The following is a 22998-nucleotide window of genomic DNA, read 5'->3' on the forward strand; positions in this document are numbered from 1 at the left end:
GATGGGGGCCGCCGGAGGGGGCCGCATAGGCTGGGCGGATGCAGGACGAGTACCGCACAGTGGCCCGCGCGGGTGTGCACGAGACCGAGGTCAACCGCTCCCGCTTCCTGTGCTCGCTCGCCCCGGCGGCCACCGAGCGGGAGGCGCAGGACGTCATCGCGCGGGTGCGCAAGGAGCACGCCGACGCCACCCACAACTGCTGGGCCTATGTCATCGGCGCGGACGCGGCGGTGCAGAAGGCCAGCGACGACGGCGAGCCCGGCGGGACCGCGGGCGTCCCCATGCTCCAGATGCTGCTGCGCCGAGACGTCCGCTACGCCGTCGCCGTGGTGACCCGCTACTACGGCGGGGTCAAACTCGGCGCGGGCGGACTGATCCGGGCCTACGGCGGAGCGGTCGGCGAGGCCCTCGACGCGCTCGGCACCCGTACCCGCCGCCGCTTCCGGCTGGCCACGGTCACCGTCGACCATCAGCGCGCGGGCAGACTGCACAACGACCTCCTCGCCACCGGCCGCGCGGTCCTGGACGTGCGCTACGGCGAACAGGTCACCATCGAGATCGGCCTCCCCGACGCCGACGTCCCCGCGTTCCGCGCATGGCTGGCGGACAGCACCGCCGGGACGGCCGGTTTCGAGGCGGGCGGCGAGACCTACGGAGATGTCTGAGGCGCCTCGGCAGCACAGTGAACCATCGGGTGAATCGGTACAACAGTGAGGTGCGGGGCCGGACATGGTGGGGCGATACGGAAGTAACCGCCGTGATGTCGGACCCGGCCGCTAGTCTCGGGGATCATGAGGCTGCTCCACACATCCGACTGGCATCTCGGCCGGGCGTTCCACCGGGTCGACATGCTCGGCGCCCAGGCCGAGTTCATCGCCCATCTCGTGGCGAGCGCGCGGGAGCACGCGGTGGACGCGGTGGTCGTGTCGGGCGATGTGTACGACCGCGCGGTGCCCCCGCTGGCCGCGGTCGAGCTGTTCGACGACGCCCTGCACCGCCTCGCCGCCCTCGGGGTGCCGACGGTGATGATCTCCGGGAACCACGACTCCGCGCGGCGGCTCGGTGTCGGCGCCCGGCTGATCGGACAGGCCGGTATCCATCTGCGGACCGACCCGGCCGGCTGCGGCACCCCCGTGATGCTGGGCGACACGTTCGGCGAGGTCGCCTTCTACGGACTGCCGTATCTCGAACCCGCCCTGGTGAAGGACGAGTTCGACGTGGCGAAGGCCGGACATGAGGCGGTGCTCGCCGCCGCCATGGACCGGGTCCGCGCGGACCTCGCCGCCCGGCCCCCGGGCACCCGCTCCGTCGTCCTCGCCCATGCCTTCGTCACCGGCGGACAGATCAGCGACAGCGAACGGGACATCACGGTCGGCGGTGTCGCCGCCGTCCCCGCGGCGGTCTTCGACGGGGTCGACTATGTGGCGCTGGGACATCTGCACGGCTGCCAGACCCTCTCCCCGCGCGTGCGCTACTCGGGCTCCCCGCTCGCCTACTCCTTCTCCGAGACCGACCACCGCAAGAGCATGTGGCTGATCGACCTCGACGCCGACGGGGCGGTCACCGCCGAGCGCCTCGACTGCCCCGTCCCGCGCCCGCTCGCCCGGCTGCGCGGCACCCTGGAGGACCTGCTCGCCGACCCCGGCCTCACGCCGTACGAGGAGTCCTGGATCGAGGCCACGCTCACCGACGCCATCCGCCCCGGCGACCCCATGGCCCGGCTCACCGAGCGCTTCCCGCACACCCTCGGGCTGGTGTTCGACCCGGACCGGCCGCCCGACGACCCCGATGTGTCGTATGCCCGGCGGCTCGCGGGCCGCACCGACCAGGAGATCGCCGAGGACTTCGTGGCCCATGTGCGCGGCGCCGGACCCGACGAGCGGGAGCGCGCGGTGCTGCGCGACGCGTTCGACACGGTCCGCGCGGACCTGACCGTCCGGGAGGTCGCCCCATGAGGCTGCACCGGCTCGACGTCACCGCCTTCGGCCCGTTCGGCACCACACAGAGCGTCGCCTTCGACACCCTGTCCGCCGCCGGACTGTTCCTGCTGCACGGCCCGACCGGCGCCGGAAAGACCTCCGTCCTGGACGCCGTGTGCTACGCCCTGTACGGCGCCGTCCCCGGCGCCCGCCAGACCGGCCAGGGCCTGACCCTGCGCAGCGACCACGCCGCACCGGCCACCCGTACGTCCGTCACCCTCGACCTGACCGTCGCCGGGCGGCGGCTGGAGATCACCCGGCAGCCGCCCTGGGCCCGCCCCAAGAAGCGCGGCGGCGGCACCACGGTCGACAAGGCACAGACCTGGCTGCGCGAGCACCGGTCCGGCACCTGGCGGGACCTCAGCCGCTCCCATCAGGAGATCGGCGAGGAGATCACCCAGCTGCTCGGGATGAGCCGGGAGCAGTTCTGCCAGGTCGTGCTGTTGCCGCAGGGCGACTTCGCCCGGTTCCTGCGCGCCGACGCGGAGGCCCGCGGCCGGCTCCTGGGCCGCCTCTTCGACACCCACCGCTTCGGGGAGGTCGAGAAACGCCTCGCCGAGCGCCGCCGCACCACCGAGGCCGCGGTCCGCGACGGGGACACGGCCCTGCTCGCAGACGCCCACCGGATGCAGCAGGCCGCCGGGGACGCCATGGAACTGCCCGACCTCGCCCCCGGCGACCCCGGACTCGCCGGGACCGTCCTCGCCGCCGCCGCGGTCGCCCGCAGCACCGCCCGCGAGCGGCTCGACATCGCCCGCGCGGGCCTGCTCGCCGCCGAGTCCGCCCAGGCCGCCGCCGACCGCGCCCTGGCCGACGTACGGGAAGTGGCGCGGCTCCAGGGGCGGTTCGCCGAGGCGCGGGAGCGCGCGGAGCGGCTCGAAGAGCGCTCCGGGGCGCACCGCGAGGCCCAGGCGCGCATGGAGCGGGCCCGCAAGGCGGCGGCCGTCGCACCCGCCCTGGAACTGCGCGACGCCGCCGAGGCCGAGCACCGCCGCGCGAGCGCCGCCGAGACCCGCGCCCGGGGCCCGCTGCCCGCCGCCTTCGACGGAGCCGGACCCGCCGGCCTCGCCACCGCGGCCCGCCGCGCCGCCGAGGAACTCGGCGGCCTGGAGGCCGCCCGCCGCGCCGAACAGCGGCTCGCCGCACTGACCGGGGAACGCGCGGACCTGGACCGTCAGGACCGCGCCGACGACGACGTCCTCACCGAGTCCGGCACCTGGCTCACCGGCTGGGACACCCTGCGCGGCGCCCTCCAGGCCCGGATCGACACCGCGCAGGACGCCGCCACCCGGGCCGAGCAGCTCGGGGTGCAGCGCGAACCCGCCCAGCGGCGGCTGGCCGCCGCCCGCCAGCGCGACCAGTTCGCCCAGGACACCGAATCCGCCCAGCACCGGGCCCTCGCCTCCGCGCGGACGGCGGCCGACGCCCGCACCCACTGGCTCGACCTGAAGGAGCGGCGACTGAGCGGTATCGCCGCCGAACTCGCCGCGAACCTCGCCGACGGCGCGCCCTGCGCGGTCTGCGGTGCCACGGAGCACCCCGCGCCCGCCCGCAAAGTCGACGGACATGTCGGCCGGGAGGCCGAGGAACGTGCCCTGGCCGCCTACCAGAGCGCCGACGAGCGGCGTGCCGAGGACGAACGCCGCCTCGGTCTGGTCCGCGAGGCCCTGGCCGCCGCCTCCGCCGAGGCCGGGGACACCCCGACCGACCGCCTCGCCACCGAGACCGACGAACTGGAGCGGCTCTTCGCGCGGGCCCGCGCCGACGCGGCCGGGCTGCACGCCGCGCATGAGGAGCTGCGCCACGCCGAACAGGAACACCAGCGGCGCACCACCGACCGGCAGCAGGCCGAACTGCGGGCCGCCTCCCGCACCGCCCGCCGGGACGCCCTGGAGCGGGAACGCCAGTCCCTGGAGAGCGACTTGGTGCAGGCGCGCGGCACGTCCGGGAGTGTCGCCGCGCGGGCCGGGCAGTTGGAGCGGCAGGTGGCGCTGCTCACCGAGGCCGCCGACACCGCCCGGGACGCCGAGGACACCGCCCAGCGCCTCAAGGACGCCGACGCGCGACTCGCCGACGCCGCGTTCCGTGCCGGGTTCGACACGCCGCGCGAAGCCGCCGGAGCCCTGCTCGACGACACCGCCCACCGCGCGCTGCAACACCGGCTGGACGAGTGGCAGGCAGAAGAGGCAGCCGTCCGCGCGGTGCTCGCCGAGCGGGACACCACCGCCGCCGCGCAGCGGCCCCCCGCCGACCTCGCCACCGCAGAGCGGACCGCCACCGGGGCCGCCCGCCGGGTACGGGAAGCGGCCTCCGCGCGGGACGCCGCCGCCCGGCGCGGAACCGAGCTGGACACCCTCTCCGCGCGCGCCGCCGACGCGGTGCGCCGACTCGGCCCCCTGCGCGAGGAGTACGACCGGGTCGCCCGGATGGCCGCCCTCACGGCGGGCACCGCCGCCGACAACGAACGCCGGATGCGCCTGGAGTCGTATGTCCTCGCCGCCCGGCTGGAGCAGGTGGCCGCCGCCGCGACCGTCCGGCTGCGCCGGATGTCCTCCGGGCGCTACACCCTGGTCCACTCCGACGACCGCAGCGGACGGGGCCGCAGCGGACTCGGACTGCATGTGGTGGACGCCTGGACCGGCCGGGAGCGGGACACCGCCACGCTGTCCGGCGGTGAGACCTTCTTCGCCTCCCTCGCCCTCGCGCTCGGTCTCGCGGATGTCGTCACCGACGAGACCGGCGGCGTCCGCCTCGACACGCTCTTCATCGACGAGGGCTTCGGCAGCCTCGACGACCAGACGCTGGACGAGGTCCTGGACGTCCTGGACTCGCTGCGGGAGCGGGACCGCAGTGTGGGGATCGTCAGCCATGTCGCCGATCTGCGGCGCCGCGTCCACGCCCAGCTGGAGGTGGTGAAGAGCAGATCGGGGTCGGTGCTGCGGCAGCGCGGGTGAGCCCCGGCGGGCCCGGCGACCGTGCGCACCAGGGGGCGTGTTCCGGTCACCGGCGGCCCATCAGGGCACGTCATCCTGGTCACTGTCGGCTCACCAGGGCACGCCCTTCCGGTCACGGCCGCCCCCCAGGGCCCGGTCACCGGCGTCCCACCGGGTCCGGTAGGCCCAGGCCCGGTCACCGGCCGATCGGCCGGCGCGGCAGCGGCGACGAGTACACGACACTCGTGGTCACCGCTCCGAGCCCGGCGATCCGGCCCGTGACCTCCTCCAGGTGCCGCATCGAGCGCGCGGCGACCTTGATGACGAAACAGTCGTCCCCCGTGACGTGATGGGCCTCCAGGATCTCCGGCGTCGCGGCCACCAGGTCGTGGAACGGCTTGTAGTTGCCGTGCGGATAGCGCAGCCGGACGAACGCCAGCACGCCCAGGCCCAGCCGCTCCGGGTCCACCACCGCCGCGTACCCCTGGATCACCCCCGCCTCCTCCAGGCGCCGTACCCGCTCGGTGACCGCGCTCGGCGACATGGCCACGGCGCGCGCCAGCTCGGCGTAACTGGCCCGGCCGTCGCGCTGGAGGACCTCAAGAATGCGCCAGTCGGTGGCGTCCGGGGAAAACGTGGTCATGGGGCAGAAGTAGCAGGGCAATCCATGGCGCGGCAAGCGAAGTGCCGGTGATCCGGGGTTCAGGGGGCGGTTCCGCCGCCGTAGATTCTCCGGTATGACGATCACGACGCAGCCGTCCGCCGGTCCCGCTCCCGCCGAGGCCGCCGCCTACTTCCGGGCTTCCCTCGCCTTCCACACCGATGTCTCGGACGTCGCCGCCGCGCTGGCCGCCGACGGCGGACCCGGCTTCGTGCTCCTCGACTCCCGGTCCACCGCATCGTGGGAGCAGGGACATGTGCCCGGCGCACTGCATCTGCCCACCGCCCAGATCCCCGCGCTGGCCGCCCGGCTCCTCGACCCGGCCGTGCCGGTGGTGACCTACTGCTGGGGGCCCGGCTGCAACGGCGCCACCCGCGCGGCGCTCGCCCTCGCCGAACGCGGCTACCGGGTCAGGGAGATGCTCGGCGGATTCGAGTACTGGGCCCGTGAAGGCTTCGCGTACGAGACCGCCGACGGGGGCACCAGCCGGGCCGCCGACCCGCTGACGGCACCGGTGGGCGCGGCCTGCGGCTGCTGACCGGAGAGCGGGAGGGAACAAGGGGGGCGGGAAAAAGGGGATGCGCTGCTTCCTCTTGATCCCCATCATGGGCTGCCATGCCCCGACTTCCCCACCCCACGCCCGAGGCGCTCCGCCGTGACCCCCTGCCCCTGCGCGGCCGTACCGCCCTGGTGACCGGTGCCAGCAGACGCGGGGGCATCGGACACGCCGTGGCCCGGCGGCTGGCCGCGTACGGCGCCGCCGTCTATCTCCACCACCATGTGCCGCACGACGCCGAACTGCCCTGGGGCGCCGACCGCCCCGAGGAGGTGGCCGCGTCCGTGCGCGAGGCGTCCGGCGACCAGGCCGCCACCGTCACGCATGGCCCCGGCGACCTGGCCGCCCCGGAAGCGCCCGCGGCGCTGATCGCCACCGCCGCCGCGGCGCTCGGCGGACGGCTGGACATCCTGGTCGCCAATCACGCCCGCAGCGGCCGGGACGGCACGCTCTTCGAGATCGACGCGGCGATGCTGGACGACCACTGGGCCGTGGACACCCGGTCGGTGCTGCTGCTCGTCCAGGCGTTCGCCCGGCAGCCGCGGCTGCCGCACGGCGGGCGGGTCGTCATGATGACGTCCGGGCAGGACATCGCGGGCGGGATGCCCGGCGAACTTGCCTACGGCCTCCAGAAGGGCGCCCTCGCCTCGGTCACCCGTTCCTTGTCCACCACCCTCGCCGAGCTGGGCATCACCGTGAACACGGTCAATCCGGGCCCCGTCGACACCGACTACCTGACCGGTGCCGACTACGACGCCGTCGCCGCCCGGTTCCCCGCCGGACGCTGGGGCATGCCGGACGACCCGGCCCGGCTGATCGCCTGGCTCGCCACGGACGAGGCGGGCTGGATCACCGGCCAGGTCATCGACTCGGAAGGCGGCTTCCGGCGCTGAACCGGAACACGCCGGGACACGCAAGAAGACGCCGCAACACGCCGGACGACGACGCGGGGACACGCCCGAAGACGCCGGGACACGCCGGACGGCGCCGGGACACGCCGGAACATGCGAGCCCCCCCCGGGGGCCCCCGCAACACCCCGGCCCCGTCCCATCCGGCCGCCCCCTCCGCCCGACCTACAGCCGCGCCAACTCGTCCACCAGGTCGTCAAGCCCCAGCGACCCCTGCGAAAGCGCCGCCATGTGCCACGCCTTCAGGTCGAACGCGTCGCCGTGCCGCTCGGCCGCCTTCTCGCGCCCCAGCAGCCAGGCCCGTTCGCCCAGCTTGTAGCCGATCGCCTGGCCCGGGATCGTGAGATACCGGGTCAGCTCGCTCTCCACGAAGTCCGCCGGACGGCTGCTGTGCGCGCCGAAGAACTCCTGGGCCAGCTCGGGCGTCCACCGCTCACCGGGATGGAACGGCGCATCCGCAGGAATCTCCAGCTCCAGATGCATCCCGATGTCCACGATCACCCGGGCCGCCCGCATCATCTGCGCGTCCAGGTAGCCGAGCCGCTCCTCGGCGTCCGTGAGGAAGCCCAGCTCGTCCATCAGCCGCTCCGCGTACAGCGCCCAGCCCTCGGCGTTGGCGCTGACCCCGCCGATGGTGGCCTGGTAGCGGGAGAGGTTCTCCGCCACGTGCGCCCACTGGGCGAGCTGGAGATGATGGCCGGGCACGCCCTCGTGGTACCAGGTCGACACCAGGTCGTACACCGGGAACCGGGTCTGCCCCATGGTCGGCAGCCAGGTGCGGCCCGGCCGGGAGAAGTCCTCCGAGGGGGCCGTGTAGTAGGGCGCCGCGGCGCTGCCCGGCGGGGCGATCCGCGACTCCACCCGGCGCACCCGCTCGGCGAGTTCGAAGTGGGTGCCGTCGAGCGCCTCGATCGCCTGGTCCATGAGCCCCTGGAGCCAGTCGCGGACCTCGTCCACGCCCTCGATGTGCCGTCCGTGCTCGTCCAGATGGGCCAGCGCCGCCCAGGGGGTCGCCGCACCCGGCAGGATCTTCTCGGCCTCCTGCTTCATCTCCCCGAGCAGCCGGTGGTACTCGGCCCAGCCGTACGCGTACGCCTCGTCCAGGTCGAGATCGGTGCCGTTGAAGTAGCGCGCCCAGCGGGCGTAGCGGTCCCGGCCGACCGTGTCGGGGGCGCCCTCGACCGCGGGGGCGTACACCTCGCGCAGCCAGTCCCGCAGCGCCACCACGGCCGCGGTCGCCGCGCCCGCCGCCGCGTCCAGCTCCCCGCGCAGCGCGTCCGGTCCGGCGGCGGCGAAGTCCTCGAACCAGCCGCGCCCGCCGCCGTCCGTGTCCGACCACTCGCCGAGCTGCTCGATCAACGTGGCCGTCGGCCGGGGCGCCGCGTACAGCTTGCGGTCCAGACCCAGCTGGAGCGCGGCCCGGTAGCCCGCCAGCGCGTCGGGCACCGCGCGGAGCCGCTCGGCGATCGCCGCCCAGTCCTCGTCCGTGTCGGTCGGTGTCACCGTGAACACCTCACGCACCGAGTGCAGCGGCGTGCCCAGGTTCCCGACCTGGCGCAGCCCTTCGTCCGCCTCATGTACGGCGAGTTCGGCGGTCAGCCGCTCCCGCAGCAGCCGGGCGCAGCGCCGCTCGATGTCACTGTCCGCGCCGGGCAGCCGCTCGGCCTCGTCCAGTCGCGCCAGCGTGGCCCGCGCCAGCTCCGCGACCGCCTCCTGTCCGGCGGGGGAGAGATCGGGCAATCTGCTCGAACTCTCCGGTACGCCGAGATAGGTACCGGTGACCGGGTCGAGGGCGATGAGGTCGTCGACATAGGCGTCGGCGACCGCGCGGGGCAGCTGGGGGGTCTTGGTCTGTGACATGCCGACCATCCTCATACGACCGCCCGGCACACGTCACCCCGATTGCGCCGGGGGCATAATCGGCCCGCAGTCCCACTGCTGGAAGATCAGCCGTGTCTCGACCCGGGCCACCTCACGCCGGGAGGTGAACTCGTCGATCACCAGTCGCTGCAAATCTGCCATGTCCATGACCGCGACGTGCACCAGATAGTCGTCGGGGCCGGTCAGATGGAACACGGTCAGCGATTCGGGCAGCGCCCGCACCCGGTCCACGAACGGCCCCACCAGCTCCCGCCGATGCGGTCTGACCTGCACCGACAGCAGCGCCTGAAGGCCCCGCCCGAGTTTGGCCGGATCAAGCCGCAGCCGGTGCCCGAGGATCACCCCGGCCCGCCGCAGCCGGGTCACCCGGTCGAGGCAGGTCGACGGCGCCACCCCGATGCGCGCGGCCAGCTCGCGGTACGTCGTCCGGGCGTCGTTCTGGAGGAGCCGCAGCAACTGGAGATCCACCGGATCCAGTACGACGGTTTCGGCCATCGGGCGAACGTAGCACGGGTTTTCGGACGCACGGCCGGACAGGCGGCCACCGTTTCCCTCATGGACACGCCCACCCGTTCGCACACGTCAGCCACTCCGCCCCGGACCCCGGGGGACACCGCGCCTGTCCCCGAGAAGGCCGCGCCGAGGGCCCTCGCCACCGAAGCCGTGCACGCCGGGCGCGACGACCTCGCCCGCCAGGGGCTGCACGCCCCGCCGATCGACCTGTCCACCACCTACCCGTCCTACGACAGCCGGGCCGAGGCCGACCGGGTGGACGCGTTCGCCGCCACCGGGGCCGATCCCTTGGGCCCGCCGGTCTACGGGCGGCTCGGCAACCCCACCGTCGCCCGCTTCGAGACCGCCCTCGCCCGGCTGGAGGGCACCGAATCGGCCGTCGCGTTCGCCAGCGGCATGGCCGCCCTGACCGCCGTACTGCTGGCGCGTGGCGCGCTCGGGCTGCGGCATGTGGTGGGCGTCCGGCCGCTGTACGGCTGTAGCGACCATCTGCTCACCGGCGGACTGCTCGGCACCGAGGTGACCTGGACCGACCCGGCCGGCATCGCCGACGCGCTGCGCCCGGACACCGGGCTGGTGATGGTGGAGACCCCGGCCAACCCGACGCTCGCCGAGGTCGATCTAAGGGCCGTCGCCCACGCCTGCGGTGCGGTGCCGCTGCTCGCCGACAACACCTTCGCCACGCCCGTCCTCCAGCGCCCCGCCGCGCAGGGCGCCCGGCTCGTCCTGCACTCCGCGACCAAGTACCTGGGCGGTCACGGGGACGTCCTGGGCGGGGTGGTGGCCTGCGACGAGGAACTCGCCGGGGCGCTGCGCAAGATCCGGTTCGCCACCGGCGCGGTGCTGCATCCGCTGGCCGGATATCTGCTGCTGCGCGGCGTCTCGACCCTGCCGGTACGGGTCCGGGCGGCCTCCGCGACCGCCGCCGAACTCGCCCGCCGCCTGGCCGCCGACCCGCGCGTGGCACATGTGCACCGCCCCCGGATCGGCGGCGCGATGATCGCCTTCGAGCCGTACGGCGACCCGCACGCGGTCATCGCCGCCGTCCGGCTGATCACCCCCGCCGTCAGCCTCGGCAGCGTCGACACCCTCATCCAGCACCCGGCGTCCATCAGCCATCGCATCGTCGACGCGGCCGACCGCCGGGCCGCGGGCGTCGGCGACCGGCTGCTGCGGCTCTCGGTGGGCCTGGAGGACGTCGACGACCTGTGGGCCGACCTGGACCGGGCGCTGGGGGCCACCGGCGCCCACCCGGCGGCCCCCATGGCGCTCAGTCCCGTACGCTCCGCCGGCGGCCCGCGTCGTACGGCAGAGTCGAGGTGACCGGTGTCGCGTCCAGCCGGGCCGTGATGACCAGGGTGCCCTCCTCGATCTGGTAGTCGAGCGGGAGGCCGAGGGCGCGCATCGCGGCGACCATGCCCGTGTTGCCGGACCGGGTCACGGCGTACACGCTCTCGCAGCCCGCCTCCACCGCCATGGCCACCAGCCGCCCGAGGAGTTCGCCGCCGATGCCGCGCCGCTGCCAGGCGTCCTCGACGATCAGCGCGACCTCCGTCTCGTCGCCGTCCCAGAGCAGATGGCCGAGGCCCACGATCCGGCCGTCGTCCGTCTCGACCGCGAGGGTGCGGCCGAAGCGGGGGCTGAGCAGATGGCCGAGATAGCGGTCGGCGTCACCGACCGGGCCGTGGTAACGCAGGCCGAGTGTGTGCGCGGAGCAGCGCTCATGCATGGCCTTCGCCGCCTCGACGTCCCCGGGACCGGCCCGGCGCACGGCGAAGTCGCCGCCCTCGGGCAGCGTCAGGACGTCATGGCCGCGCGGGACGCGGGGGCCGAGCCGGGAGTCCAGCTCGACCAGAGCCCGCGCCCGCGCGAACTCGGTGGGTGTGAACGGCAGATAGGGCCGCTCCACGGTGATCACTCCGCCTTCCGGTGCTCGCAGTCGCATCACGGTGTCCTCCAGCGCGCCCTCCACCGGGACCCCGTCCGGCGCCCTGCCGGAGTGGGCGGGCCGCGCGGGCAGCGAGCGGATGGTGCACCGTCCCAACAACTGCCGCAGGGCCAGCGGAAGTTCCGCCGCGTCCAGCGCGGTCCGGGTGGCCAGGCCGAGCACCCGGGTCGGGGCGTCGACCAGATCGTGGGCGTCGGCCCGTTCGGTCCAGGTGCCGGACCCGCCCGCGAGGGCCACCGCGCGGGACAGCTCCGCGGCGCCGAGGGTGCCGGGGGAGCGCAGCAGGAACTCGTCCACGGTCTCCTCGCCCAGGGGATGCGTCTGGAGGCTGAGGATGTCGACCCGGTGCCCGGCGAGTGCCGTGCACAGCGCGGCCAGGGCGCCCGGTTCGTCCCGTACGGTCGTCCGCATCCGCCACAGCACGGGGCGCCCCGCCTGGGGGCGGTTCTCGTCGGCGCCGGTCCTTGGGCGGCGCTCGTCGGGCCCGGTCCTGGGACGGCTTTCGTCGGCGGCCGTCGTGGTGTCGTCCGGCACCGGCCCGGACCGCCGCTCGGGGGAGCGGGGCCGGGCGCCGGTATCGGGGGCCGGAGGGGCGTGGCCGTGGCGGCGTGACCACCACACATGGAACGCCGCCGTGGCCACCAGCACCACGGCCGACAGCATCAGCAGCTCGGGGCCGCCGGGCCCGTGCCCGATCAGATTGGCCACGGCGTCCGCGACGGCGACGGCCGTGAACAGCGCCGCCAGCTCCACCACGTCCCGTCGCCAGTGGTGCACCGGACGTCCGTGCCTCGCCCGGGTGACGTCAGACATCTTCCGCTTCATGCCGCCACTGTGAAGGAACGGTGTTGCGTGATCACGAACGTCCTGTGACTGATCGGTAAAAGGTGCTTATGTGCCCTTTGTGGGTTCTATTGCGGTGCTGTAACAGGGCTGTTCTGCGGTGTCGTGACAGGGCTCTTCCGCGGTGTGGTGGCGGCGGTTCACTGCCCGACCCGCCCCGGCTGGAGCGTCTTGGCGAACAGCACCGTCCCGTCCTGCTCGCGCAGCCGTACCGTCAGTTCGCCGCTGCCGCCGTCGATGTCCACCTCGCCGAAGAACTGGTAGCCCTCGGCGGGCGACACGTTCGCCACCGTCGGCGCCTTCAGGAACACCCGCTCCGGACCGAACGTGCCGTCCAGCGCGTTCGCCGGGAACGCGCCCGCGTTCAGCGGCCCGGAGACGAACTCCCAGAACGGCTCGAAGTCGCCGAACGCGGCCCGCGACGGCTGGTAGTGCTGCGCCGAGGTGTAGTGGACGTCCGCGGTCAGCCACACCGTGCCGGTGATCCGCCGGTGCTTGATGTGCCGCAGCAGCTCAGCGATCTGGAGTTCCCGGCCGAGCGGCGCCCCCGGATCGCCCTGCGCGACGGCCTCGATGTGCGGCTTGCCGTCGCCCGTGTCCGGCACGACGAGCCCGAGCGGCATGTCGGAGGCGATCACCTTCCACACCGCCCGCGACCGCGACAGCTCCCGCTTCAGCCAGGCCAGCTGCCCGGCGCCGAGGATGCCCTGCGGGTCCCGGGTCTGGTCGTCGGCCGAGTTGGCGTTCCGGTATGTGCGCATGTCCAGCACGAACACGTCCAGCAGCGGTCCATGGTGCTGGACACGGTGCACCCGGCCCCCGGGGTGGCGCAGCGTGGAGATCGGGAAGTACTCCGAGAACGCCTGCCGGGCCCAGGCGGCGAGCACGTCGACCCGCTTCTCCGTGTACCGGGCGTCGCCCAGGATCTCGCCCGGGTACCAGTTGTTGGTGACCTCGTGGTCGTCCCACTGGACGATCGACGGCACCCGGGCGTTGAACGCGCGCAGGTTCGCGTCCAGCAGGTTGTAGCGGAAGTTCCCGCGGAACTCCGCCAGCGTCTCCGCGACCTTGGACTTCTCCTCGGTGGTGACGTTCCGCCAGATCCGCCCGTCGGGCAGCGTCACGGACCCCGTGATCGGGCCGTCGGCGTACACGTTGTCCCCGCTGCACAGGAAGAAGTCCGGGTCCAGTCGCCCCATGGCCTCATAGATCCGGTAGCCGCCGATCTCCGGGTTGATGCCCCAGCCCTGTCCGGCCAGATCGCCCGACCAGACGAACCGGACACCGTCGCGCCGCCGGTCCGACGCCGTACGGAAGCTGCCCTCGACCGGCTCACCCGTCCGGCGCGGGTCGTCCGGGTCGGCCAGCAGCACCCGGTAGTGGATCTGCTCCCCGGCGGGCAGCCCGCGCAGCGCGGTGGTGCCGGTGAAGTCGGAGCCGGAGCCGAGCAGCGGGCCGTACCAGCGTTTCGTTCTGCGGAAGGACTCGGTGGCCGAGGTCTCGACGACCATCCGGGCCGGACGGTCCGCGCGGACCCACACCAGCGCGGAGTCCGTCGTCACGTCCCCGGTCTGCACACCCCAGCCCGCGCGGGGACGGCCCGACAGGGCGAGGGCGGGGGCGGCACCGAGACCGGCGGCGGGCAGGGCCAGGGCCGCCGAGGCGGCGAGCGAGCCGCGCAGCACGCTGCGGCGGGCGGGGAGCGGGGCGGAGAGCGGGGCGGGGTGCATGGGGCCTCCAGTGGCGTTCGGGGGTCCGGTGGGATGCGGGGTCCGGTGGTGCTTCCGGCCGGACGCCGTCGAGGGGAACCGGTCCTCGGCGGCGCTGTCACTCCTACGGGGGCGGCACAGCGGGGACGCGAACCGGAAGTGAACAACGGACCGCGCGGGCGCCGTCTGCGCACCGGCCCCCTGAGTCCCGTGCCCCCCGGGCCACCTGTTCATCCGTGGGGCGTGTCGTCGTGACCGTTCATCGGCGGTGTGTGCCGCTGAGTTGGTTGATCGGTTTTGGCGCGCCTGCTTCGGTGCGGGTTCACCGGTCTCGGGTGCGTGGGCCTGCTGGCGGCTTCAGGGTGGGGAGCACCTGCTATCGGCCTCATGTGCGCGACGCCTGGCGGCGGCCTCATGTACGCAGTGCCCGCTGCTGGCTTCAGGTGCGGAGTGCCTGCTGGCGACTGCATGTGCGCAGTGCCCGCTACCGGCCTCATGTGCCCGGCGCCCGCTCGCCGCCCCGGCGTGTCGGCCCTGCCCGTCGCCCGGTCTCCTGTGCCCCCTCCCCGCGTGTCGCCCCGGCTGCCTATTCCGCCCCGGTCGCCGGCTCCCACGCGTCACATGCCGTCCCGCCCGTCCGGCTGACCGCTCATCCGCGTGCCGCCTCCGCCATCAGCCGTACGCCCGCCCTGATCCGCGCGGGTGTCAGATGCGCGTACCCGAGCACCAGCCGTACGGTGCCGGAGGCGTCGCCGGACGGACCCTCACCCGGCTCCGGGCACGCTTCCGCGTGGTGGTGGGCCCCGTGGTTCGCGTACTCCGCGAGGGTGCGTACGGCGACCCCCGCGCCCCGCACCCGCGCGAGGAACCCCTCCTCGCTCCCGTCGCGCAGCGGCAGTCCGGCGATGACATGGAGCCCGGCGGCGATCCCGGAGACCCGCGCGCCGGGGAACCGGTCCGCCAGCGCGGCCACCAAAGCGTCCCGGCGCTCCCGGTAGGCGCGCTGGCAGCGCCGCAACTGCCGGTCGTAGTCGCCGCGTTCCACGAACCGCGCGAACAGCTCCTGATCCAGCGCCGGATGCCCGAGATCCAGGGTCCGCTTGCGCTCCACCGTCTCCTCGGCGAGCCACTCCGGGACCAGCAGCCAGCCCAGCCGCAGCCCCGGCGCCAGGGACTTGCTGACCGAGCCCGCATAGGCGACGCGTTCCGGATCGAGCCCTTGGAGCGCGCCGACGGGCGCCCGGTCGTAGCGGAAGTCGCCGTCGTAGTCGTCCTCCAGGACGAGTCCGTCCACGTCCCGAGCCCAGGCGAGCAGCTCCGCGCGGCGCCGCGCCGAGTACGCGATCCCGGTCGGGAACTGGTGCGACGGGGTGGTCACCACCGCGCGGGTCCCGCTCGCCCGCAGCGGCTCCATGGCGATGCCCTCGCCGTCGAGCGGCACCGGCACGGTCGCCACACCCGCCGCCGCGTACAGGCGGTCGTGCTGCGGGCTGCCCGGGTCCTCCACCCCGATCGTCCGCGCCCCGCGCGCGTGCAGCACGGAACCGAGCAGCGCCGACGCCTGGGCGACCCCGGACACCACCACGATCCGCTCCGGGTCCGCGACCACGCCCCGGCGCCGCGCCAGCAGCCCGGCCAGCGCGGTGCGCAGCCGGGGCAGACCGCGCGGATCGGGATAGCCGAGTCCGTCGTGCGGCAGCTCCGCCAGCGCGGCGCGCTGCGCCGCCCCCCACGCGGCCCTCGGGAACAGGGCGAGATCGGGCGTGCCGGGCACGAAGTCGGCCCGGATACCGGGCGTGCGCGGCGCGAGGTCCCGCGCGGGCGGCCGGGCGGCCCGTACGGCGTCCCCGACCCATGTCCCCGCCCCGCGCCCGCTGCGCAGATACCCCTCCGCGGTGAGCTGTTCGTACGCCTCCGTGATCAGCCCCCGCGACACGCCGAGGTCGCCCGCCAGGTCCCGGCTAGACGGCAGCCGGGTCCCCGGTGTGAGCCGTCCCGACCGCACGGCCTCGCGCAGCGCGGCCTGCAAGGACCGGCCCCGCGCGCGGGCGGGCGCCGCGGCGGCGGGCAGGAGCAGCTCCCAGGCGGGCGAGGAATTGGTCTCCGATGGGCTCATGCCAATGGACCTTAATCCGGACCGCTCGCGTCCCTAGCGTCGGCGCCATGAATGCCACCACCGCGCGCGGAGCCCTGCTCGCCGCGCTCGCCTGCGTCCTCGTCGGGGCGTCCTTCACCGCCAACAGCGTCCTCGGGGACTACCCCTACGCGGGCGGCCAGTTCCTGCGCTACGCCCTGGCCGGTCTGCTCCTCGCCCCGCTCGCGGGTCCGGGCGCCGGAGCCCGGCTGAAGGCGCTGACCGGGCGCCAGTGGGGCCGTCTGGCGCTGCTCGCGGCGGTCGGCATGGTCGGCTTCAACCTGGCGGTGCTGGCCGCCGAACGCACGGCGGAACCGGCCGTACCGGGTGTCTTCGTGGGCTGCGCCCCGATCGTCGTCGCGGTCCTGGTGCCGCTCACGGCGGGCCGCAGGCCGCAGCGGGCGGTCCTGTACGGGGCGCTGCTGGTCGCGGTCGGCGCGTTCACCGTCCAGGGGTGGGGCCGCACCGACGGTGCCGGGATCGCCTTCTCGGTGTGCGCCCTGCTCGGCGAGGTCGGCTTCGCGGTCCTGGCGGTGCCGGTCCTGCGCCCGCTGGGGCCGCGGCTGCTGTCGGCGGCCGTGTGCGGGCTCGCCGCGGTCGAGTCGGCCGCCGTGGGCCTGCTCGCGGACGGTTCGGGCTGGCTGCCCCGCCCCGACACCACGGAGGCGCTCGCGCTGCTGTGGCAGGCGGCCGTGGTCACCGTCGTCGGCTTCGTCTGCTGGTACATGGCCATGCAGCGGATCGGCGCGGAGCGGGCCACTCTTTTCTCCGGCCTCATCCCGGTGGCGGCGGCGGCCACGGCCCCGCTGGTCGGAACCGGCTCCTACGGACCGGCCCAGGCCGTCGGCAGCGCGCTCGTGGGGGCGGGCGTGGCCCTGGGATCGGGCGTACTGCGCCGGAAGAGGGCCCCCGAGGAACCGCTCCGCGCGGCTCCCGGACCGGGGGAGGGACACGCCGGAGGCGGGTGTGGACGGCCGACATCAGGGGCGCGCCGCGTCGAGTGTGCGGGGGACGGGGCCGGTGGGCGGCGCGGGGGCCGGGGTGGACGGCCGCGTGGCGGGGGTCAGGGGCGTGGCGGGGATCAGCCGCTGGGTGGAGGGAAGCCGCGCGGTGGGGATCAGCCGCTGGTCCCGTAGCGGTGTCGACCGCCGACCGCCGACCGCCGACAGCCGACAGCCGACAGCCGACAGCCGACAGCCGACAGCCGACCGCCGACCGCCGACCGCCGGGGGCCGAGGGCCGGGGGTCGGGGTTCTGCGGGATTGCTCCGCGCCGCTCCTGGAGCGGGGGAGCGGCACCCCGGGACGACCGTCACCAGCGCGCGCCACACCGATCACGCAGACCGCCGGTTCCCGCCCCGCGCTCCACGGCCGCGCGGCGCCCGCCGCGCGTCAGCGTCTCGGGCCCGCGACCGCGTAGGCCGTGGTGCCCGTGACCGCGAGGACCAGTGCCGTCCAAGTCGCCGCCGTCGTGCCGGGCGGCAGCAGCAGCCAGCTCGCCACCCGGGCCGGTGTGCTCGTCGGGGGCGGGGCGAGGAAGGCGAACGACAGCCAGGTGAACGGGAGCGTCCAGGCGTAGTGGCCGCCCCAGAGCGCGGCGCCCAGCGCGGCCAGTCCCATCAGGCCCGCGCCGTCCCGGACGACGAACGCGAGGGCCGACCGGTCCGCGCCCAGGGTCTGCGCCATCAGCAGCGCCGCGCCGGTGACCGCCCCGCCGAGGAGCACATGTGCCGCTCTGCGCGGTGCCCAGCGGATCGCGGCCGTCCGGTCCAGCGCGCGGTCCTGCCCGCCGAACCCGGCCGACACCGCCATCACCCCCGCGGCCAGGACCAGCACGGGCAGTCGGGGATCTCCGCTCCCCCCGCCGCCGTCCCGGACCAGCCCGCACACCGCCGCCGCGCAGAGCAGCACCGCGGCGAACGACGCCGGTATCCGGCGTGACCGCGCGTACAGCGTCAGCCATCTCACCGGGACGCCCCGCCCTTCAGTGCCTCGAACGGGTCGCCCTCACAGGAGAGCGCTGCGGCGCGCATGGCGTCGATCCGGGCGTGTTGCTCGGCCCGGGGCAGCGCCTTCAGCTCCTCCCACACCGGCCGGGTCTCGGCGTCCAGCTCGCGGCGCAGATCGTCCGGCAGGCGGGCGGGCACCGGGGCGAAGTCCCCGAGGACCCAGCTCGCCGCGACGGTCTGCGCGAACTGATCCGCGCCGAAGCTGCTCCAGCCGACAGGGGTGCACCCCGGGGCGAGGCCCTGGGCGACCAGGGCCCGGGTCAGCTCGTCGCCCTCGGCACCGGCCACAAGGTCGTCGTCAAAGTCGACGAGCACGGTCCCGGCGGACCATCGGGGCGTGGCGCCGTCCGGCACGACGGAGGTGTTCTCCCGGACGGAGACCGGCGCCCGGCCGCCCAGAGCGCCGTCCAGCAGCCGCAGCGCCTCCTTGCCGGGGGCCGCGAGATCGGGGAGCCGCGCCTGCTGGGTCCGTGTCACGCACACGGGGCCGTCGCACACGGGCTCCGCGGCGGCCTCGTCCACGACAAACATCCGGCGCGGGTCGGAGGGCAGGACGAGCAGGGCGACCACCGCGCCCGCCAGAAGGGGCGTCAGGGCGAACAGCCGGGTGCGCGGGGCCGCGGCGACCAGCAGCGCGAAGCCGGTCGCCGCCATCGCGAGCAGCCAGACCGTCTGCCCGGCGTGCACGGACGCGGAGAGCGTGACGAACGCCTCCCGCACGTCCTGCACGGCCGGTGACAGCAGGGAGAGCCGGTTCGGCTCCGTGACCGCGAACCCGTCCGCCGTGACCGTCTGCGTACGGCCCGGCGACATGTGGAGGAGGGCCGTGAACACGAAGGCGGCCACGGCCAGCGCGGGCGGGGTGAACACGGAGGGGAGGGCCCGCGCGGCGCCCATCCCGAGCAGGGCTCCCGCGACGAGGGACAGCGCCCCCACGAGCGAGACCGGCAGCCACCCCGGATGCGTGTACCCGGTACGGGCGAGGACCTGGACGCCGCCCACGAGCACCAGGACCGCGAAGGCCGAGGCCAGCGTGATCGCCGTCGTGCCCGCCAGGGCGGCGGCGCGGTGCCGCGCGGGGCGCGGTGTACTCGTCAGCAGCTCGGACATCCTGGAGCGGTGGTCGCGCAGTCCCTGCAACGCGCCGAGGCCCACGGCGAGCGGCCACAGGTAGAACAGCACGGAACGGGTCCACAGGGACATGGACGTCCACTGGGCCGTCCACTCCGTGGTGCCCCTCCACCACGGTCCCGGGATCAGGTACAGGAACGCCAGCGCGGTCGTCAGGACGAGGGCCCCGGCCCACGGGGCGACCGAGCGCCTCAGCTCGATGCGCAGGACACGGCCGTTCACCAGGTGCCCCCTTGCCGCGCCGGGTCGAGCAGCAGTGCCGAGTAGCCGCGCTCCAGCGGGCTGTCGCCCGGGTGCCCGGGGCCGCCCAGCGCGGCCAGCCGGTCCGGCGCGCCCTGGAAGACCAGCCGTCCCCCGGCGAGGACCATCACGTCCGTGCAGGCGGCGGCGACATCCTCCACCAGATGGGTCGAGACGAGCACACAGGTGTCCGCTCCCAGTTCCTGGAGCAACTCCCGGAAGCGCAGCCGCTGCGCCGGGTCCAGGCCGACCGTCGGCTCGTCCAGCAGCAGGATCGCCGGATCGTTGACGATGGCCTGGGCGATGCCGACCCGGCGCACCATGCCGCCCGAGAGGGCCTTCATCCGGTCGTCGGCGCGGTCCGCCAGACCCACCCGCTCCACGGCACGCTGCACGGCCGCCGGGATCTCCGCCTTGGGCACCTCCTTCAGCCACGCCATGTACTCGACGAACTCGCGCACCGTGAAGCGCTTGTAGTAGCCGAACTCCTGCGGCAGATAGCCGATCCGGCGGCGCACCGCGCGGTGCCCTCCCGGACCACCGACGGACCCGCCGAGCAGCTCAAGGCCGCCCCCGGTGGGGCGCAGCACGGTGGCCAGGGTGCGGATGAGGGTGGTCTTGCCCGCCCCATTGGGGCCGAGCAGCCCGTGCACACCCGTGCTCAGCGACAGATCGATCCCGTCGACGGCCATCCGGTTCCTGCCGACCCTGACCTTGAGCCCGGTGGCCCGGACCTGCCAGGCGTAGGGCGTCGGCGCGATGTCGGCCGCGCTGATCGCGGACATGATGTGGTGTTCCTTTCCGATCGTCGTTCTGAGAGTGGTCGTCATGTGCGTCGTCCCGCTGGTCATCGAGGGGCTCCCCCGGCGGAGTACGCGCCTCTGCGCGCGATCACGACGGCCGTACCGAGCGCGAGGACGACGCCCCACACGGGCAGGCTGCCCGTCTCCAGGGCGACGGCCGTACGGCTGGTGACCAGGGTCGGCGCCACCACCACGGCGGCCCACACGCCCGCCAGCGCGGCGGCGGCACGGGCCACGCCGACGACCCCGCCGAGCGCCAGGGTCGCCGAGGTGAAGGCCAGACAGGGCAGCAGCCACTGAGCGGCCGTCACCCCGGTCAGCCACCCGGCGACCAGCAGCGCGGGCACGACCAGGGCCAGCACGGACGCGGTGCGCCGCAGCACCAGGTCAAGACCCGCCCGGGGCGCGGCGGACGTCAGCTCGTACGCCGGGTCCAGGCCGCGCGACCACGATGCCGCGACGCCGAGGACGGGCAGGACCGGCGCGAACAGCAGCACCAGCGACACCTCGCCCAGGCCGGTGCCGACCAGGTCGAGCAGCAGCGCGAGCAGGGTCACGCCCACGGCCATGGCGAGCCACGGCACCATCGCGGGCGTCAACCAGCGCGACAACCGCGCCCGCCGGTGCCGTCGGCGGGACAGCGGGGCGGTGTCGGCGAGCCGGGGTTCGAGGCCGGACCAGACGGTGGCGACCAGCTCCGCCACCGCGGGCGCCTCGGCGGTGACGGCGGCCGTCAGCCGGTCACGGCACGGCCCGCACGCCTCCAGGTGGGCTTCCAGGGCCCACACCTCGTCGGCCGCCAGGTGCGTGCCGCCGCGCGCGTAGCCCTCGATCATGCGCGTCGACGCGTGTTCCCCGCTCATGCCAGCGCCCTCCGCATCGCGGTACGGGCCCGCCGGGCCCGGGTCTTCACGGTGCCCTCGGGCAGCCCCAGCAGGACCGACGTCTCCCGGACCGACAGCCCGTCGAGCACCATGGCCTGGAGCACCTGCCGGAGTTCCGGCGCGAGGCACCGCAGCGCGTCGCCGACGTCACCGCCGACGGTCGTCGCGAGCGCCTCCTCCTCGGCGGCGGGGGCCGCGTCCGGGAGCGCGGCTGCCGTCGGAGGCTCGGCGTGGTGGGCCCGGCGCCGGAAGGCGTCCACGAGGCGGCGCGCCGCGATCGTCCACAGCCATCCGGCGGCCGTCCCGCCCGCCGGGGCGCCCACGAACGCGCCCGCCGCGCGCCACACCGCGAGATACGTCTCCTGCATGACCTCGGCGACGATCTGCTCGTCGGCACAGCGACGGCGCAGCCGCACCGCCAGCCATGGCGCGGTGCGCCGGTACAACTCCTCGAACGCCGCGCGGTCGCCCCGGGCGACCCGCCGGACGAGCTGCTCCTCGTCCGGCACGCGCGGTGTCTTCCTCACTGATCTCACACCGGCTAGACGCGAGCCCCGGCCTTCAGGTTTTACCTGGCGAGTGATCCCGGTCACATGGGGACCCCGGCGCCTTGGGGGCGCGGGGCACCGCGCACGGCGGGGGTGGGAGCGGCTGGATGGGAGGCGGGCTGAGCGGGAACGGGCTCGGGGGCCGGCCGGGGACGACCATGGACACGGACGCCCCAGGGGCGCGGGGAACCGCACACGGCTGGAGGGAACGCGGGAACGGGCTCCCGCGCCCGCCGAGGACGGCGATGGGCACGGACGTCCCAGGGGCGCGGGGAATCGCGCACGGCTGGAGGGAACGCGGGAACGGGCTCCCGCGCCCGCCGCGGACGGCGATGGACACGGACGCCCCAGGGGCGCGGGGAACCGCGCACAGGGGAGCCGCCCCGGTCCACCGGAGACGCGGGCGAGGGCGGCACCTCACCCGACACCCCGACCCGCCTCACCGGCTCCCGTCGAGGATCACCCGAGCCACCAGCGCCGGATCGTCATGCATCGGCACATGCCCGCACCCCGGCAACCGCACCAGCCGGGCATGCGGAATGATCCGCTTCGCCCGCACCCCCTGACGCCGCAGCAGCAACCGGTCACGGCTGCCCCAGGCGACGGTCACCGGAACCCCCGTCACATCGTCCGTGAACCGCACGTCCGTCCCCGCGCGGAGCGTCTCGGCGAACCCCGGCGCCTCCGCGAGCGCGCGTGTCTCGGCGACCACCGCGTCCGGCGAGCGCCGCGCCGGATGGGCGTAGATCGTGCTGGTGAGCGCGGCGCGCCCGGCCGCCGTACGGGCCATCCGCTCGACCACGGGCGGAGGCAGCCGCCGCGCGGTGTGCCGCATGGTGCGCAGCACGGTGAACGCGTACCGCCGCTCGGCCTGGCTCCAGAACCCGGCCGGGGACAGCGCCGTCACCGACCGGACCAGCTTCTCCCGGCCCATCTCCAGCGCGAGGAGCCCGCCCAGGGAGTTACCGGCCACATGAGGCCGGTCCAGGCCCAGCGTCGCGCACAGCGCACCAAGGACCGCGTTGGTGGTGGGCAGGTCGTGGGGGAGCCCGTCCGGCAGCGCGGGCGACGCGCCGAAGCCGGGCAGGTCCATCACGATGACGTCCCGCTCGGTCGCCAGGATGTCCAGCACCGGGTCCCAGGCCTGCCGGTGGTGCCCGATGCCGTGCAGCAGGAGCAGCGGCTCTCCGGCGCCGACCCGCACATAGGACACGGTCGCGCTGCGCGGACCGCGCGGGCCGGGGACTTCGAAGGAGACGGTGGTGGCGGCCATGGGTGCTCCTGGGGACCGGGTCGGGGTGGCTGGGGACATGCGGGA

Annotated in this window: 19 protein-coding genes; 7 read left to right on the forward strand and 12 right to left on the reverse strand. The window is 74.8% G+C overall.

Annotation, left to right across the window (positions count from 1 at the left end):
• The first annotated feature begins 38 nt into the window (after positions 1 to 38).
• From AB0D49_RS24725 to AB0D49_RS24735, 3 genes are all read left to right on the forward strand, one after another.
• On the forward strand, positions 39 to 665 hold the full coding sequence (locus AB0D49_RS24725) for a YigZ family protein (RefSeq protein WP_362761129.1): 627 nt from the start codon (positions 39 to 41) through the stop codon (positions 663 to 665).
• A gap of 126 nt (positions 666 to 791) precedes the next feature.
• On the forward strand, positions 792 to 1955 hold the full coding sequence (locus AB0D49_RS24730) for an exonuclease SbcCD subunit D (protein ID WP_362761131.1): 1164 nt from the start codon (positions 792 to 794) through the stop codon (positions 1953 to 1955).
• Positions 1952 to 4933, forward strand: coding sequence for an SMC family ATPase (locus AB0D49_RS24735; RefSeq protein ID WP_362761133.1), 2982 nt, complete (start codon positions 1952 to 1954; stop codon positions 4931 to 4933). Before AB0D49_RS24730 ends, AB0D49_RS24735 begins: the two co-directional genes overlap by 4 nt.
• A gap of 175 nt (positions 4934 to 5108) precedes the next feature.
• On the opposite strand, the gene AB0D49_RS24740 is transcribed toward AB0D49_RS24735, so the two are convergent.
• Complete coding sequence (locus AB0D49_RS24740) at positions 5109 to 5555, reverse strand: Lrp/AsnC family transcriptional regulator (RefSeq protein WP_362761135.1); 447 nt, start codon at positions 5553 to 5555, stop codon at positions 5109 to 5111.
• A gap of 94 nt (positions 5556 to 5649) precedes the next feature.
• Here AB0D49_RS24740 and AB0D49_RS24745 point away from each other — a divergent pair, with 94 nt between their 5' ends.
• The gene (locus tag AB0D49_RS24745) at positions 5650 to 6111 is read left to right on the forward strand and encodes a rhodanese-like domain-containing protein (RefSeq protein ID WP_362761136.1); all 462 of its coding nucleotides are present in this window, start codon (positions 5650 to 5652) and stop codon (positions 6109 to 6111) included.
• Between the two features lie 77 nt (positions 6112 to 6188).
• On the forward strand, positions 6189 to 7022 hold the full coding sequence (locus AB0D49_RS24750) for an SDR family oxidoreductase (protein WP_362761138.1): 834 nt from the start codon (positions 6189 to 6191) through the stop codon (positions 7020 to 7022).
• 181 nt (positions 7023 to 7203) lie between these two features.
• On the opposite strand, the gene AB0D49_RS24755 is transcribed toward AB0D49_RS24750, so the two are convergent.
• Both AB0D49_RS24755 and AB0D49_RS24760 read right to left on the reverse strand, forming a co-directional pair.
• Entirely contained in the window at positions 7204 to 8898 is a 1695-nt protein-coding gene (locus AB0D49_RS24755; protein ID WP_362761140.1) for a DUF885 domain-containing protein, read from the reverse strand.
• Between the two features lie 33 nt (positions 8899 to 8931).
• Complete coding sequence (locus AB0D49_RS24760) at positions 8932 to 9414, reverse strand: Lrp/AsnC family transcriptional regulator (RefSeq protein WP_362761142.1); 483 nt, start codon at positions 9412 to 9414, stop codon at positions 8932 to 8934.
• Between the two features lie 60 nt (positions 9415 to 9474).
• Between AB0D49_RS24760 and AB0D49_RS24765 the strand changes: the two genes are divergently transcribed.
• Complete coding sequence (locus AB0D49_RS24765; protein WP_362761144.1) at positions 9475 to 10755, forward strand: PLP-dependent transferase; 1281 nt, start codon at positions 9475 to 9477, stop codon at positions 10753 to 10755.
• Here the strand turns inward: AB0D49_RS24765 and AB0D49_RS24770 are convergent.
• The 3 genes from AB0D49_RS24770 to AB0D49_RS24780 form a co-directional block, all read right to left on the reverse strand.
• Positions 10703 to 12193, reverse strand: a complete 1491-nt coding sequence (locus AB0D49_RS24770; RefSeq protein WP_362761146.1) for a GNAT family N-acetyltransferase — start codon at positions 12191 to 12193, stop codon at positions 10703 to 10705. The genes AB0D49_RS24765 and AB0D49_RS24770 overlap by 53 nt on opposite strands.
• 170 nt (positions 12194 to 12363) lie before the next feature.
• On the reverse strand, positions 12364 to 13953 hold the full coding sequence (locus AB0D49_RS24775) for an alkaline phosphatase D family protein (protein WP_362761148.1): 1590 nt from the start codon (positions 13951 to 13953) through the stop codon (positions 12364 to 12366).
• Positions 13954 to 14581: 628 nt separating this feature from the next.
• The gene (locus AB0D49_RS24780; protein ID WP_362761150.1) at positions 14582 to 16048 is read right to left on the reverse strand and encodes a PLP-dependent aminotransferase family protein; all 1467 of its coding nucleotides are present in this window, start codon (positions 16046 to 16048) and stop codon (positions 14582 to 14584) included.
• A gap of 47 nt (positions 16049 to 16095) precedes the next feature.
• On the opposite strand from AB0D49_RS24780, the gene AB0D49_RS24785 reads away from it, so the two are divergent.
• Entirely contained in the window at positions 16096 to 17202 is a 1107-nt protein-coding gene (locus AB0D49_RS24785) for a DMT family transporter (RefSeq protein ID WP_362761152.1), read from the forward strand.
• Between the two features lie 255 nt (positions 17203 to 17457).
• On the opposite strand, the gene AB0D49_RS24790 is transcribed toward AB0D49_RS24785, so the two are convergent.
• From AB0D49_RS24790 to AB0D49_RS24815, 6 genes are all read right to left on the reverse strand, one after another.
• Positions 17458 to 18033 (reverse strand): hypothetical protein, encoded by a 576-nt coding sequence (locus tag AB0D49_RS24790; RefSeq protein WP_362761154.1) that lies wholly within the window; start codon positions 18031 to 18033, stop codon positions 17458 to 17460.
• Positions 18030 to 19427 carry a hypothetical protein gene (locus AB0D49_RS24795; RefSeq protein WP_362761156.1) on the reverse strand — a complete coding sequence of 466 codons (1398 nt, stop codon included), beginning with the start codon at positions 19425 to 19427 and terminating at the stop codon, positions 18030 to 18032. Before AB0D49_RS24795 ends, AB0D49_RS24790 begins: the two co-directional genes overlap by 4 nt.
• Entirely contained in the window at positions 19424 to 20230 is an 807-nt protein-coding gene (locus AB0D49_RS24800; RefSeq protein WP_362761158.1) for an ABC transporter ATP-binding protein, read from the reverse strand. Before AB0D49_RS24800 ends, AB0D49_RS24795 begins: the two co-directional genes overlap by 4 nt.
• A 62-nt stretch (positions 20231 to 20292) precedes the next feature.
• Positions 20293 to 21111, reverse strand: a complete 819-nt coding sequence (locus AB0D49_RS24805; RefSeq protein WP_362761160.1) for a zf-HC2 domain-containing protein — start codon at positions 21109 to 21111, stop codon at positions 20293 to 20295.
• Positions 21108 to 21668: an RNA polymerase sigma factor gene (locus tag AB0D49_RS24810; protein ID WP_362761162.1), complete on the reverse strand. Its 561-nt coding sequence runs from the start codon at positions 21666 to 21668 to the stop codon at positions 21108 to 21110. Before AB0D49_RS24810 ends, AB0D49_RS24805 begins: the two co-directional genes overlap by 4 nt.
• A gap of 451 nt (positions 21669 to 22119) precedes the next feature.
• Entirely contained in the window at positions 22120 to 22953 is an 834-nt protein-coding gene (locus AB0D49_RS24815; RefSeq protein ID WP_362761164.1) for an alpha/beta fold hydrolase, read from the reverse strand.
• Between the last annotated feature and the right edge of the window lie 45 nt (positions 22954 to 22998).

It is taken from the genome of Streptomyces sp. NPDC048290, assembly GCF_040652095.1.
Classification (GTDB): Bacteria; Actinomycetota; Actinomycetes; order Streptomycetales; family Streptomycetaceae; genus Streptomyces.